Source organism: Terriglobia bacterium (assembly GCA_036496425.1).
GTDB lineage: Bacteria > Acidobacteriota > Terriglobia > 20CM-2-55-15 > 20CM-2-55-15 > 20CM-2-55-15.
Window position 1 is genome coordinate 1 of sequence record DASXLG010000365.1, and the last position, 14,167, is coordinate 14,167.

Here is a 14,167-nt window from a genome sequence, read left to right on the forward strand (position 1 = left end):
CGACGCTGAAGTTCTTCCAGCATCCGTTTTCGTAATCGGGTCATAAGGTGTCTCCTTTGACCCCGAACTTTATTGTGGGATTATCTGGTTGGGTAAGCTAACGCAGCAGCGTCCGCCGCAGCAGCGGCTTCGTTCAAGTCGCTTCTGGGAAGTTGAGATTTTTCAAAGTGGACAAATTACCGCGTTACCGGAAATTGATCATTGTGGGAACGATCCGAGATATCGTGAAACCCTTCCACGCAGGATAACCGCCGAAGTTGCCAATCATGGCAAAGTCCTCACGACAGACATAACCTTGCTGGATTTCTTGGTCGGTGTGGGCGATTGGCGCGTAGAACGGGTTCCCGTCAGCTGCGAACGCTACTTTAGGAGGTGCACAACCGTCGTCTCAGTGTCGGCTGGATCCGGCGTCGGATCTCCGTAGATCTCCCACGAGTGCCCGGCGGACTCCCTCCGGTTCGCCGCCATCCATTTTCCGATGGCGTCGTACGCCTCGGTCATGCGGTTGTACGGCCCGCGGTAGACGGCAACCGCAGCTTCGCCCACTGGCGTTTCGGTCGCGTACACCTCTCCCGCAGTTTCAAATGTGCGCGTGACCTCGACGCCGAAGTCGCAGAGTATTGCTGCACCCGGCTGCTTCGCGTGGTGGTAGAGGAAAATATTGTGGCCGTCCGTCCACAGCCCGGGCTGGCTGCGGATGAAATCCCAGACCTTGCCCACCGCAGGCCCCCACGCCGAGCCAACCGCGCCCGGCGCGACCTCGCGGCGCACCACGGCCAACTTGCGGGGGTGAACAGTCTGTAGGTTGACGGAGACCGGCATTCCTCGATCATAAACCGAAATCCTGATCGCGTGACGCATTGCACAGGCTGTCCCCCTGTGGTCCAAGGGCCTATCCCGATGGTCACTCCTGGCTGGCGTCAAGCCGTCCAATCGCCCCCCTTCGGGACCTTGATTTATATGGCCGGATTTTTGGTGGCCACATACGGCCGGTTTTGGGGTGGCCATTGAGGTACACATTCCCACGATGTATGGCTGCATTCAGGAATGCAGGCGTGCATTGCCCAATGTATCGCTGCATTGGCGAATGCAGGCTTGCATTGACGAATGCAGGCTTGCATTGGCGAATGTTTTCTTACATTCGACGATGTTCGCGTGCATTCCGAAATGCAGGCTTGCACGATCGGATTCGCCCACCTGAACTCGATTTCTAAAATATATCTTTCCGGGTATCTATAACGTGAGGGTGGCCGGCATCTTATCAGCGGATTTTGAGTGGCTTTACCAGGATCATGGCGATCTGGTTTATGGCGCGGCTACAGCGTGCTGGGTTGGCGGGAAGATGCCGAGGATGTGACAGCGCGTTTTCAACATTAATGTTGAAAATTCAACCTTAATGTTGAAACGGTTTCTACATTAATGTTGAAAACCGGCGCCGCATTCCCAGCCACCGCGTTCGCATCCATTTGAAAACACAGCATTGGCCCTTGCGCTTCCGATTGGGCGCCGCCGTGCGTTTCAAGGAAGCCATCATGGACGCACGGCAGATAAACGACCACTCAGCAAAAATCAACCAGCAGACGAAGCGGCGCCTGACGCGCGCCTCCAGGCAAGACTCCGAATTCGCCCGCGCTCATGTGCTTCAGCGGTTTCGCCGGGAGCTGCAGGACCTGGCGGACGAAACATCCTGACCCCGGCGGTGATCCCAAAGACGCTGAAGATCGCCGCAACACCGAATTCTTACGGGAGAAGGTCCGGCCGCCCTTCTCGAGTCCATTGAGTTGGATCCCTGTTCTTCCACGCGGCCGCTCGCGGGCGGGCGCGCGCGAAACCGTAGGACGCGCGCAGGCTCAAGCGGTGTAAACCGTCAGCCCATAACCATGAAAGAAGTGTGTCTATGTCACTGACAGTATTGATTATCAAGGCCTTGATCAACTTCCGCCGTCTGACCGCGGAAGCCCTGCTCACGGCCTCCATGAAAGTCTGTGCGGAACTCCTTAACCCGAACTTCACACTGCCTCAGGCGCCGGCGCCGCCGGTCGATCAGCCGACTTTGAAATCGGCTAACGACACGTTGTCGACAACGATTCTGGCCGCGAAAGACGGCGGCAAAAAAGACATTGCCGCGCGGGATAAGGCCAGCGGAACCGTCGTCTACCTCCTGACGCAGCTCGCTCACTATGTCGAGGCGAACTGCAAAGGCGACATGACCATCTTTCTCTCCAGCGGCTTCCAGGCGGCGCCGTCGACCAGGACGCAGAAGCCGCCGGTTTCCGAATCGTTCCGTTCGCTCACTCCGGGGCCTGAACACGGCGTCATGAAGACCAAACTCGTGAAAATTGCGGGCGCGGTCAGCTACCTCGTGCAATGGGGTGTGGTGCCTCCGGGCGGCGGCACTCCGGCGTCCTGGACGACCTTGCCAATCGCCCGGGTGAGATCGGCAACCACGATCACCGGTCTTACTCCCGCCACCACCTACGCTTTTCAAGCCCGCCGTCACTCCGAACGGTTATACCGACTGGAGTGAATCCGTCACCCGCGTCGCCCTGTAAGCCGCAACAGGGGAACCATCCGGTTCCCCTGTTGAGAACATTGGATCAATGATCCAATCTCCTTAAACAATGAAAGGGGCTGTTTTCCGTGGCGGGTTGAAAAAGGGCGTCTTCACCACCGTAGCCGGGACGCGGTGCCGCACGGCTTCCACGGTGATTTCGAAATCCAGCACGGTTCCGGGCTTGGTAAATTCCCGCTTCAGCGTTGCGAGCGTGATCAGCTTTTTAAGCGTTGGCGACCAGGTCGTCGATGTGGCCTTTCCGATCTGATTTCCGTGTTTGTACACCGGAACGGCCACGCGCGAGGCTATAGCGGGCATCGTTGGGGGCAGACCTGCCGTATCGTAGACGCGTTCGAGACCATCCCAGTCGATCGCAAGGCCGGCGATTTCACGAGTGTGGCCGTCTTTACGGATACGCACCAGTTCATCGCGTCCTATAAAGTTCGATTTGTCGAGATTGACGAGCCGGCCCAACCCTAACTCAAAAGGCGAATACTTTTGTTCCTCGATGACGGCCTTCTTACTGCTCTGGAAATCGACATCGATGAGAAGAAGCCCGGCCTCGATCCGCGCGACATCCAACGCCAGCATCCCCACAGGGTGAATGTCGAAGGCGCGGCCGGCGCGGATCAGCGCATCCCAGACCTGGACGCCTTTATCCCAGTCCATCCAGATTTCATAGCCGAGGTCCCCCGTGTACCCGGTTCGGGAGATGTCCACGGGAACGCCGTCGATGGAGCCCTGGGTGACGCGAAAGTACTTCAGCTTCCCGATGTCGGCACCAGCGGCGGCACTTTGGAGAAGACTTCCCGATGTCGGGCCTTGCAGGGCGAGGGCGGCCACTTTCTCCGAGATGTCTTCGATCGTGAGGTCCATTCCATAGGCATTCTGATGGAACCAACGAAGGCTGGGATCCGCCGAAGTCCAGCGATAGGTATTTTCCGCCAGGCGGGAGACGGTGCCGTCATCGATGACCTTTCCGGATTCGTCGCACCAGGGCGTGTATATAACCTGCCCGGGAGAAACGGTGTTGATGTCGCGCGTCACGATGCGGTTCACCAGCTTCGTGGCATCCCGTCCCGAGATCCGGTATTTGAACAGCGGTGAAATATCGATCAGCGCGGCGGCATTCCGGATCGCATTGTATTCGTGTTCATGATGGGCTTCGAAGGCGCTGACGGTGTAGTAGCCGGACCATTCGCGGTAGTTCAGGCTTTCGCACAACGCGAAAGTCCTGGAATGAAATGCCGTTCCGATGGGCATGGCGATAACTGTATATTACGTTTGTAATGAAACCCAACAGGGGAACCACCCGCCGCCAGTTCGGCCGTCAGTTTGCCGGGGCGATTGGCTCGACCGCCACGGCAGCCGCGGCGCTGTCCATGCGGCCGCTGTTTTCGATTTCCACGAACGACGGTTACGTGCATCTCGGCTTCAACGAAAGCCCGTACGGCCCATCGGAGAAGACCTGGAGCGCGATCCGTGATTCCATTTCGCTTGGCGGCCGGTACCCCTTCGATCTGTCTTACGACAACCTCAAGACGCAGATTGGAAGATTTCACGGTCTGACGGAAGGCAATGTTTTGATCGGCGCCGGTTCGACGGAAATCCTGAAAGTGTGCGATGACCTGTTCCTCCGATCGAAGCCCCATCTGGTGGTTGCCGACGCCACTTATGAAGCGGTCTATCAGTACGCTGTGAACAGCCGTTCCAACGTCACGAAAGTCCCGCTGACGGGAGATCACCGGCACGACCTGGACAAAATGGCGGCTGCGATCCGGCGCGATACCGGCCTGGTTTTCATCTGCAATCCCAATAATCCGACCGGAACCATTGTGACGAAAGACGAGATGCAGCGATTCATGAATCGCGTACCCGAGTCCGTCACCGTCCTGGTCGACGAAGCGTACAGTCATTTCGCGGGCCCCGACTATGAAAGCGTAATCCGGTACGTGAAGGAAGGCCGCAGGGTTGTGGTCGCAAGGACATTCTCGAAGGCGTATGGTCTGGCCGGAATGCGTATCGGGTACGGGCTGGCGAAGGGATCCCTGATGGACGATCTGCGGCCATATGGGCTGGATTTCAACCTGAGCGTGCCATCGGTAGCCGCCGCGGAAACGGCCCTGGACGATACGCAACAGATCGACAAGACCGTCAAGGCGAATGGAGTTCAGCGTTCCGCTTTCTATGCGGAGATGAAGAGCGCCGGATTCGATTTCATCCCGTCTCAGGCGAATTTCGTCATGGTCGATATCCGGACGGAGGTCAGTCCCATAATCGATGAGTTCTGGAAAAAGAAGATTCTTGTTGGAAGGGAATTCCCTCCAATGACGAAATTTCTACGTGTTTCGCTCGGAACCGATGATGAAATGCAGCAGTTTTATGCCGCTTTCCGGCAGATCGTGCGCTAATCGGCGCTTTATACCGCTTCCTGGCGAGGACAGCCCGCAGACTCCGGCAAACTCACGGTAAACGACGATCCCTGGCCCTCACCCCGGCTTTCGGCACTGATGAGGCCGCCATGCATCTCCACCAGGTAACGCACGATCGCCAGCCCGAGGCCAAGTCCGCCGTGTTTCCGGGTTGTCGAACTGTCCGCCTGGCGGAAACGTTCGAAAACGTGGGGCAGGAAGTCCGGCTTTATGCCCGCTCCGGTATCCGCCACTTTCACAAGCACGGTGCCCTCGATAGACTTTGCCGATATCGTGATTTGTCCACCCTGTGGAGTGAACTTGAACGCGTTGGAAAGAAGATTCGAAAAGACCTGTTGCAGCCGTTGCGCGTTTCCCCAGACAAAGGGAACCCGTTTCAGGTCGGTGACCAGCGTAATGCCTCTCGTCTGTCCCACGGGTTGCCATGCCTGAACCTGGTGCTGCAGGATTTCGTCGAGGTTGACCCACTGAAAATCGAATTTCAGTTTCCCGGTGACGATGCGAGAGGCATCCAGAATGTCTTCCACCAGCTTGGCTTCGAGTTGCGCATTGCGCTCGATGACATCCAGGCCGCGCTCAAGCTGGTCGCCGCCGACGGCGCCGGTCTTGAGCATCCGGCTCCAGCCGAGAATCGGCGTGAGGGGGGTGCGCAGTTCGTGAGACATGATGGCGAGGAATTGATCCTTCAACTGGTCGGCTTTCTGCAGTTGTTCGTTGACGCGCGTCAATTCCGACGTGCGTTCCCGAACCCGGTCTTCGAGTTGCTCCCGCGCCTCCCGGAGTTGCTCCTCCAGACGCTTCTGTGCGATGGAATAGCGAATGGAGCGGTCGAGTAAGGACGCATCCAGGTGTCCTTTGACAAGATAGTCCGTTGCGCCGAGTTGCAGGGCTTGGGCTTGGGCGTTCGCGTCGTCTTCGGGCATCAGAAGGATGACTGGCGCTTTCGTAAACGCAAATTGTGAAAGCCGTTGGAATCCGGTACGTGCAGCGATTTCGTAACGGATCAGTACGGCATCGGGCTGGCCTTCCCGTAGTTTTCCGGCGGCGTCATCAAATGTCGAAGCCCGATCGAGGACAAAAGATGTGTAGGGAATCTCGAGTAGCAGGCGCTGGATTCGCCGATAGCCGTCTTCATCATCATCGACCAGCAAAACAAACAGCGGCTCTGTAGCCATAATTTTATGCTACATCACGGCTGTGGCGAGCCAGGTCCATTTCTCAAGTCATGCACGATCTTTGGGGGTGGAACGGATCTGCCACCCCGGCCAAGGCAAAGCGTTTGTTTTCAGCCGGCTTGCTGGAGGACCGATTCATGCAATACTGTTCGCTGTTATTGCGGGAGTAGCTCAAATCGCCAGAGCGCTTATCTACCTGATAAGAGGTCTAGGTTCAAGTCCTGGCTTCCGCTTTGTTGGGGGCATAGCTCAACGGCAGAGCGCCGCCTCATGTCGGGATTTTATTCTGATGTGAAACGGAAGGTGCGGGTTCAAGTCCCGAGGCCTCCATTCCTGCCAGTCGTCACCTATAATGGGCCTGAACTCATGGCTTCAGGCACTTCCACATATGACGCCGCCGTCATCGGCGGAGGACATAACGGTCTGGTCCACGCTGCTTACCTGGCACGCGCCGGAAAGCGCGTCGTCGTTCTGGAACGCCGTGATGTCCTTGGCGGCGCCGCGGTTACGGAAGAGATTTTTCCGGGATTCAAATTCTCCGTGGCTTCATATGTCGTCTCGCTCTTACGCCCCGAGATCATCCGCAATCTGGACTTGCCGCGGCACGGTATGGAGATACTGCCGCTGGACGGCACATTTACGCCGATGCCGGACGGCAATTATCTGTGGCGCGTCAACGATCATGCCAAAACCCGTCTGGAAATCGCCCGGCACTCCAGGCTGGATGCCGAAGCCTACGACGAGTACGGAAAGGCGATGATCGAGATGGGCCGTTTCGTGAAACCGATTCTCGCGATGACCCCGCCGGATCCAACTTCGCTCGCATTACGGGGATTGAAAGATCTGCTATCCCTTGCGCAGCGCTTCCGGAAACTGCCCGCCCAGGACAAATACAACCAGGTCCAGTTGATGACCATGAGCGCCGCCGATTTTCTGGATCAGTGGTTTGAAACCGACGTGCTGAAGGCAACCATGTCGGCGTCGGGCATCATTGGAACGTTCCTGGGCGTCCGGTCTCCCGGCACCGCATATGTTCTTCTGCATCACTACATGGGCGAAATCGACGGAGCTTTCCGTTCATGGGGGCTCGTGCGCGGCGGCACGGGCGCCATCTCCAATGCGATTGCCGCCGCCGCCCGCGAGGCCGGGGCCGAAATCCGAACGGAGTCGGCAATCGCGAAAGTCCTCGTGCAGAACGGCCAGGCCCAGGGCATTGTGCTGGAGAATGGTGACGAAATCCGGGCGAAGGTGGTTTCTTCGAGCGTCGATCCGCGCCTGACCTTCATGAAATTCGTGGGCGCCGAAAATCTGCCCGGCGATTTTGTCGAAGACGTGAATCGCTACAGATTTCGCGGGTCATCCGGAAAAGTCAACCTTGCGCTGGATGCACTGCCGGATTTCAAGTGCCTGCCGGGTTCCGGCGCACATCTGCGGGGCGCCATTTCGATTTCACCCTCAGTCGAGTATATGGAGCGCGCCTACGATGACGCGAAATACGGCCGGTTTTCACGGCGGCCGTACATGGATATCGTGATTCCGAGCCTTACCGACCCCTCCGTGGCGCCTCCAGGCAAGCACGTGATGTCGTGTTTCGTGCAGTACGCGCCATATCATCTGAAGGAGGGAAGCTGGGATGAAAAGCGCGAGGAATTCGGAGACACCGTCATCAATACAATTGCCGAGTATGCTCCAAACCTGCCGGACATCATTTTGCATCGCCAGGTCCTGACGCCGCTCGACATCGAAAGACGCTTCGGACTGACCGAGGGCAACATCTTCCAGGGCGAACTCTCGCTCGAACAGCTGTTTTTTCTCCGTCCGGTGCCCGGCTGGGCGCAATACCGCACGCCCATCCGCAACCTTTATATGTGCGGATCGGCAACTCATCCGGGAGGCGGCATCATGGGCGCCCCTGGATTGAATGCGGCCCGGGTAATCCTCAAGGAGTGGAAGCGCTGATGCCGCGGGACCGTGAGCGGGTGGTGATCATCGGGGCAGGACACAATGGATTGGTGGCCGCTTTTTATCTGGCGAAGGCCGGCTATGCGCCGCTGGTGCTGGAACGGGCGGAAATTGCGGGCGGTTCTGCCGTCACCGACGAGATTCATCCCGGATTCCGTTGTCCGGCGCTGTTCGATTTGCCGGGGCCACTGCTGCCGCAGATTGAGAAAGATCTGCAGCTGCAGAAGGAACATTTATTCTTCACGCCTGACGTTCAAGTGGCGGCGCTTCATCCGGATGGCAAGGTGTTGCGGATCTACACGGATCCGAATCGCACAGCAACGGATCTCCAGAGCTTTTCAGCGCAAGATGCGCGAAAGTTTCCGCAATTCCATTCGACGTTGCAGAGTTTAGGCCGCGTGATTGCGCCGTTGCTCAGCATCACGCCTCCCGATATCGATCGGCTGGATTTCCACGACTTCACGAACCTCGGCAAACTCGGCTTGCGCTTCAAACACCTGGATAAGAAAGATGCTTACAGCCTGTTCAGGTGGGGCCCGATGCCCGTCGCCGATCTGGTTTCCGAGTGGTTCGAAAGCGAGTTGCTTCGCGCCGCAATCGCGGCGCCGGGGCTCTTCGGCATGTCCGCAGGTCCGCGCTCCGCCGGAACGGTCGTCGGCCTGTTGATGCAGGCGGCATTGGGAACATCATTGCCGGTGAAGGGCGGCATCGGTGTGCTGACCGGGGTCCTGACCAAAGCCGCCGTTGCGGCCGGTGCGCAGATTCGCACAGCGTCCGGCGTGGCAGGCATCCGGATCGAAGACCGCCGGGCAACAGGCGTTGTCCTCGAAAATGGTGAAGAGATCCCGGCTGGAGCCGTCATATCGAACGCCGACCCCCGCCATACTTTCTTAAAGCTCATCGGCCCGGCTGAACTCGACCCGCAGTTCGTGATGAAGGTGAAGGCCTACCGGGCACGGGGAACGGTTGCGAAAGTAAATCTGGCGCTCTCGGGATTGCCGTCGTGCGCACATCTCGCCACGCAGATCCAGATCGGTCCGGACACGGATTATCTGGAACGGGCGTTCGACGCGGCAAAGTACGGTGAGTTTTCCGCGAATCCGTTCCTGCGCATCACGATTCCATCGATGATGGATTCATCCCTGGCCCCGAAAGGGGCACACGTCATGTCGATCTTTGTCCAATATGCGCCCTATCATTTGAAAAGCGGCAGTTGGTATTCCCGGCGCGAGGAACTCGGGGACGCTGTGGTGAAAACGTTGTCGGCGTATGCTCCGGAAATCGGCAGCCTTATCGTTCAGCGGCGGATTCTCACGCCGCTGGATATCGAGCGGAGATTCGGGATGACCGGCGGGCATATTTTTCACGGCGAACAGGCCTTTGACCAACTTTTTACGTTTCGCCCCCTCCTGGGTTGGTCAAAATACCAGACGCCGGTAAAAGGGCTATATTTGTGCGGTTCAGGAACCCATCCGGGAGGCGGAATTACGGGCGCGCCGGGGCTGAACGCCAGCCGCGAGATTCTGAAAGACCTGGGGTAAAAGGAGGAGCAGGGAAGCGTGCGAACATCCGGACGCATTGGCAGCATATTGATGGCGTTCCTCGCAGTGTGCGCAGTCACCCTGATACTCCAGGTGGTCGTTTCGATTAACGCCACAACTGTAGGCTTCGCGTATCTGATCACGATCCTTGTCATTGCCGCCAAGTGGGGCATCGTGGAATCGGTGCTGGCGTCGATTTTCGCGACTTTGTGCCTCAGTTACTTTTTCCTGCCGCCCTTCGGATTCGCGATCGCCGCTCCGGAAGACTGGGTGGCGCTTGTCGCATTCCTCGTCAGCTCGTTGATCGCCGGCGAGCTTTCAGACCGGGCGCGCCGCCGCACCATTGAGGCGAAAGCAGGACAATTGGAAATGGAGAAACTGTATTCGCTGAGCCGTTCGATCATGCTGATGGACGGCAGCGAACCGGTCGGCGCCCAACTCGCGAGGGGGCTCGCCACTATTTGCGAGATTCCGTCGGTCGCCGTCTATGACCGCGTTGCGGATGCCGCCTATGGCGGAGGGGATGTTCAGATCGCCGGCCTGGAATCGCGGTTGAGAGAAACGGCCCTCAGCGGAACTCAATCCAAGGACGAAGCGACTGAAACGCTCTTTGCTCCCATCACCTTGGCGGGGCAGAGCAATGGAAGCGTCGCAATACACGGCAGCGAGCTTTCGCAGACCGCGCTCAGCGCTCTGGTCAACCTGCTGGCGATTACGCTGGAGCATGCCCGTAGCCGCGATATAGCCATGCGAGCCCAGGCCACCCGCCAGAGTGAGCAGTTCAAGTCAACGCTTCTCGACGGGCTTGCCCACGAGTTCAAGACTCCCTTGACTTCAATACGCGCCGCGACGACCGCTCTGCTGGGGGCCGAGATACCGGATACCGACCAACAACTGGAGCTATTGACGATTGTCGATCAGGAAGCCGAACGCTTGAGCCGGCTGGTCACGGAAGCGACCCACGTCGCGCGCATCGAAGCCGGTAAAATCGATTTGAACCGCGAGTGGCATTTGGTCGATTTGCTGATCGACAAGGTGCTGGTGGAAACCGAACTTCAAAGAGACGGCCGCAAGGTCAACGTTTCAATTGAACGGGGCCTGCCTCAGGTCCGGATCGATTCCGATCTGATAGAGCTTGCCCTGAGGCAGCTTGTGGACAATGCCCTCAAATATTCACCCAGAAAGTCCGCCATCGACGTCGAGGCGAAATTAGCGGGTGAGAATCTGTCGATCTATGTGCACAATGAAGGCGAGCCGCTATCGGAAGCCGAGCAGGCCCGCATCTTTGACAAGTTTTACAGAGGACAGAATGTGCGGAGGCAGGTCGCCGGTACGGGGATGGGACTGTCCGTCGCGCGCGATATTCTTCTGGCGCACGGTGGCGATGTCTATTTGAGTAATAGTAACCAGCGCGGAACAGAGTTCGTTTTATCGATTCCGTTGGCTGCGCCGGAAGGAAAGGCCGTATGAGTTCCGCAAAAATAATGGTAGTCGATGATGATCCGCAGATCCGCCGGGTTTTGCGAACCGCGTTTGTCGCTCAAGGCTACGAAGCCGTGGATGCCCGCAACGGAGAGGAAGCGCTCGAGATGCTGCGCGAGGAGAAGGTCGACCTGGTGATTCTCGACGTCAATATGCCTGGAATGAGCGGACTGGAGACCTGCCGCGCGATGCGGGCAATGTCCGAGATTCCCATTGTCATGTTGACGGTTCGCGATGCGGAAGCCGATAAAGTCGAGGCCCTCGACGCTGGGGCGGACGACTACATGACCAAGCCTTTCGGTTCTCCGGAACTGCTGGCGCGGATCCGCGCGGCCTTGCGCCGATCGCCACAGATGGCGGAGATCAACCTCGTGAAATTCGATGATGTTGAAATCAATTTCACGACCCGCCGCGTCAATGTCGGCACCCGTGAGACGCGCCTGACGCCAAAGGAATTCGATTTACTGCAATACATGGTCGCCCATCCCAACGTTCCAATCACGCATACAAAATTGTTGCAGTCCGTTTGGGGACCGGATTACGGCGACGAAGTCGAATACCTGCGCGTTTTCATGAATCAGCTTCGCAAGAAGGTCGAGAAGAATCCCTCCAACCCGAAATACCTGCTGACCGAGCCGTGGGTGGGTTATCGCCTGCAGATCCCTGCAAAAATAACTAAATCATGATGTAACATTTATGCCTTGATCGCATCTTTTCCAATACTGTTCCTCATTTCTGCATGAACACGCCAAAACCTCCTTATTTCAGTGATGACAATCGCGCTGCCGCCACGAAAGTTGTCGTAGCCAGTACGGTGATGCTGACGTTTATCTCCTTCTGGAGAGCGGCGGCAATCGTTCTCAACGATTTAGGCTCGAGCGTTTATTACGTCGGCGGTATTGTCGAGCAGGCCATCGGCCCGGCCGCGCCGTGGTTCATCATCGCCGTCATGCTGTTTGCCTTTGCTGTCCGTTCCATCTACATGGAAAGCAGCAGCATGTTTGTCCGCGGCGGCGTTTACGTCGTGGTGCGCGACGCCATGGGACCGTTCGTCGCGCGCATGTCGGTTTCCGCCCTCCTGTTCGACTACGTCCTGACCGGTCCGATCAGCAGCGTCAGCGCCGGACAGTATCTGGCCCGGCTGGTGAACGAAATCAGCGAACTCCTGCATCTGGCGTTTCGCATTTCACCGGGACAGTTCGCGATTGTTTTCGCCCTTATCGTGACGGTTTATTTCTGGTGGTACAACATCAAGGGATTGCATGAGTCGAGCACGAAAGCGCTCCACATCATGCAGCTGACGACCGTGATGGTCGTGATCTTCCTGATCTGGTGTACGCTCACTCTGCTGCTGCGCGGCCCGGCGCAATACCCGCCGTCGCCTCTTCCGAAGAACCTGCATTTCAGTGAAGAAGGACTGGGCTGGTTCAAAAACACCTGGTGGCCTACAATTCCGGTCGTTGCCGTCATCATTGCGTTCGGCCACTCCGTGTTGTCGATGAGCGGATTCGAAACGCTGGCTCAAGTTTATCGCGAAATCGAGTACCCGAAGCTGAAGAGCCTGAAAATCACGGGTAATATCGTCTGCATCTACGCGGCAATCTCGACGGGCGGAATCATCCTGCTGGCGTCGATGATCATTCCGGATGCCGTGCGTAAGAACTACGTCGAGAATCTTCTCGGCGGCTTGACGAACCATCTGGTCGGCCCGGAGTTGCTGCGCCTGGGCTTTCATATCTTCGTCGTCGTTGTCGGCGTGCTCATTCTGTCCGGCGCTGTGAACACCTCGATCATCGGGGCCAATGGAGTGATGAACCGCGTTGCCGAAGACGGAGTTCTCGATCCGTGGTTCCAGAAACCGCACCGCCGTTTCGGTACCACGTACCGCATCATCAACCTGATCACGATCCTTCAGTTGATTACCGTGGTTTTGAGCCGCGGGCAGACCTATCTGTTGGGCGAAGCATACGCCTTCGGTATCGTCTGGAGTTTCTTCCTGAAGGCGCTCAGCGTTATGGTGCTGCGCTTCCAACGGCACGATCAGGAATACAAAACGCCCGGGAATATCGTTATCGGGGGCAGGGAGATCCCGTTTGGACTGATGGCGACAACGCTGGTGCTGTTCTTCGTCGCCGTCGCGAACCTGTTTTCCAAACGGATCGCGACCATCTCGGGTGTGTCGTTTACTGCGGTTCTGTTCATCATCTTCACGATTTCCGAAAAGCGCAGCCACCGGAAGAGGAAGAAGTCGGACCATTTCGAGCAGTTCAATCTCGATATGCGCCCGGAGATTTCCTCCGATTCCATTCATGTCCGGCCGGGATGCGTACTCGTCGCGGTTCGCGATTACAACCGCATGCAGCACCTGCAATCGGTCCTGCAGAAGACCAATATCCGGAAGCACGACATCGTCGTGATGACCATTCGCGGCGTCTCCAATGCAGGTACCGGAGAATACCTGCTCAGCGAAGAACAGCTCTTTACGGAATACGAAAGGGAATTGTTTTCGCGCGTGGTGTCGCTGGCCGAAAAGGAAGGCAAGCCTGTTGAATTGTTGACAGTTCCGGGCCTCAACCCATTCGATGCGATGGTGCGGACGGCGGCGACGCTGCAGGCTTCCAGGCTGGTGAGCGGCGTATCGGCGCGCATGGATTCGGAGGAGCTGGCCCGCCGGATCGGCGCGGCATGGGAACGATTGGCGGAGCCGCGGCATCCGTTTTCCCTCGAAATCATCTCGCCGGACCGCCCGTCCATCTTCGTTAACCTTGGTCCCCATCCGCCCAGGCTCTGGCCGGAGGACGTCGGTCTCGTCCATGATTTGTGGCTCGAATTGAGCGACGACTTCGGCAGTAAATTGCACCACCGCGACGTTGTGGGTGTGGCGCTGCGGCGGATGGAGAAAGAACTCCGTTCGAAGGAACGAACCGAGGTCATTACGGACGTCCGCGAAGAGTTGGAACACCGGCCGAAGGAAGTGAAGGAAGTCGGCGAACTGCCGTCCTGAAGGTGGTACCTGTCGTG

The 14,167-nt window shown here is 57.7% G+C and carries 11 protein-coding genes and 1 tRNA gene; 9 read left to right on the plus strand and 3 right to left on the minus strand.

Going from position 1 to position 14,167, the window contains the following annotated elements:
- Positions 1-360: 360 nt before the first annotated feature.
- Positions 361-1,041, minus strand: coding sequence for a GyrI-like domain-containing protein (locus tag VGK48_26795; protein ID HEY2384800.1), 681 nt, complete (start codon positions 1,039-1,041; stop codon positions 361-363).
- 446 nt (positions 1,042-1,487) lie between these two features.
- Here VGK48_26795 and VGK48_26800 point away from each other — a divergent pair, with 446 nt between their 5' ends.
- A complete protein-coding gene (locus tag VGK48_26800) occupies positions 1,488-1,691 on the plus strand; it encodes a hypothetical protein (protein HEY2384801.1) in 204 nt (67 codons plus the stop codon).
- Between the two features lie 206 nt (positions 1,692-1,897).
- Positions 1,898-2,527: a fibronectin type III domain-containing protein gene (locus VGK48_26805; protein HEY2384802.1), complete on the plus strand. Its 630-nt coding sequence runs from the start codon at positions 1,898-1,900 to the stop codon at positions 2,525-2,527.
- Positions 2,528-2,614: 87 nt separating this feature from the next.
- Here VGK48_26805 and VGK48_26810 read toward each other — a convergent pair whose 3' ends face one another.
- Positions 2,615-3,817 carry an aminomethyltransferase family protein gene (locus VGK48_26810; GenBank protein ID HEY2384803.1) on the minus strand — a complete coding sequence of 401 codons (1,203 nt, stop codon included), beginning with the start codon at positions 3,815-3,817 and terminating at the stop codon, positions 2,615-2,617.
- A gap of 26 nt (positions 3,818-3,843) precedes the next feature.
- Here VGK48_26810 and VGK48_26815 point away from each other — a divergent pair, with 26 nt between their 5' ends.
- On the plus strand, positions 3,844-4,965 hold the full coding sequence (locus VGK48_26815; GenBank protein ID HEY2384804.1) for an aminotransferase class I/II-fold pyridoxal phosphate-dependent enzyme: 1,122 nt from the start codon (positions 3,844-3,846) through the stop codon (positions 4,963-4,965).
- A gap of 8 nt (positions 4,966-4,973) precedes the next feature.
- Here VGK48_26815 and VGK48_26820 read toward each other — a convergent pair whose 3' ends face one another.
- A complete protein-coding gene (locus tag VGK48_26820) occupies positions 4,974-6,161 on the minus strand; it encodes an ATP-binding protein (GenBank protein HEY2384805.1) in 1,188 nt (395 codons plus the stop codon).
- Between the two features lie 160 nt (positions 6,162-6,321).
- Between VGK48_26820 and VGK48_26825 the strand changes: the two genes are divergently transcribed.
- The 6 genes from VGK48_26825 (at position 6,322) to VGK48_26850 (ending at position 14,150) form a co-directional block, all read left to right on the plus strand.
- Positions 6,322-6,394, plus strand: a tRNA-Gly gene (locus tag VGK48_26825).
- 133 nt (positions 6,395-6,527) lie between these two features.
- Positions 6,528-8,120: an NAD(P)/FAD-dependent oxidoreductase gene (locus VGK48_26830; protein HEY2384806.1), complete on the plus strand. Its 1,593-nt coding sequence runs from the start codon at positions 6,528-6,530 to the stop codon at positions 8,118-8,120.
- A complete protein-coding gene (locus tag VGK48_26835) occupies positions 8,120-9,664 on the plus strand; it encodes an NAD(P)/FAD-dependent oxidoreductase (GenBank protein HEY2384807.1) in 1,545 nt (514 codons plus the stop codon). Before VGK48_26830 ends, VGK48_26835 begins: the two co-directional genes overlap by 1 nt.
- A gap of 18 nt (positions 9,665-9,682) precedes the next feature.
- The gene (locus VGK48_26840; protein HEY2384808.1) at positions 9,683-11,134 is read left to right on the plus strand and encodes an ATP-binding protein; all 1,452 of its coding nucleotides are present in this window, start codon (positions 9,683-9,685) and stop codon (positions 11,132-11,134) included.
- Positions 11,131-11,832, plus strand: coding sequence for a response regulator transcription factor (locus VGK48_26845; protein HEY2384809.1), 702 nt, complete (start codon positions 11,131-11,133; stop codon positions 11,830-11,832). Before VGK48_26840 ends, VGK48_26845 begins: the two co-directional genes overlap by 4 nt.
- Before the next feature lie 53 nt (positions 11,833-11,885).
- Positions 11,886-14,150 (plus strand): APC family permease, encoded by a 2,265-nt coding sequence (locus tag VGK48_26850; protein ID HEY2384810.1) that lies wholly within the window; start codon positions 11,886-11,888, stop codon positions 14,148-14,150.
- The last annotated feature ends 17 nt before the right edge of the window (positions 14,151-14,167 follow it).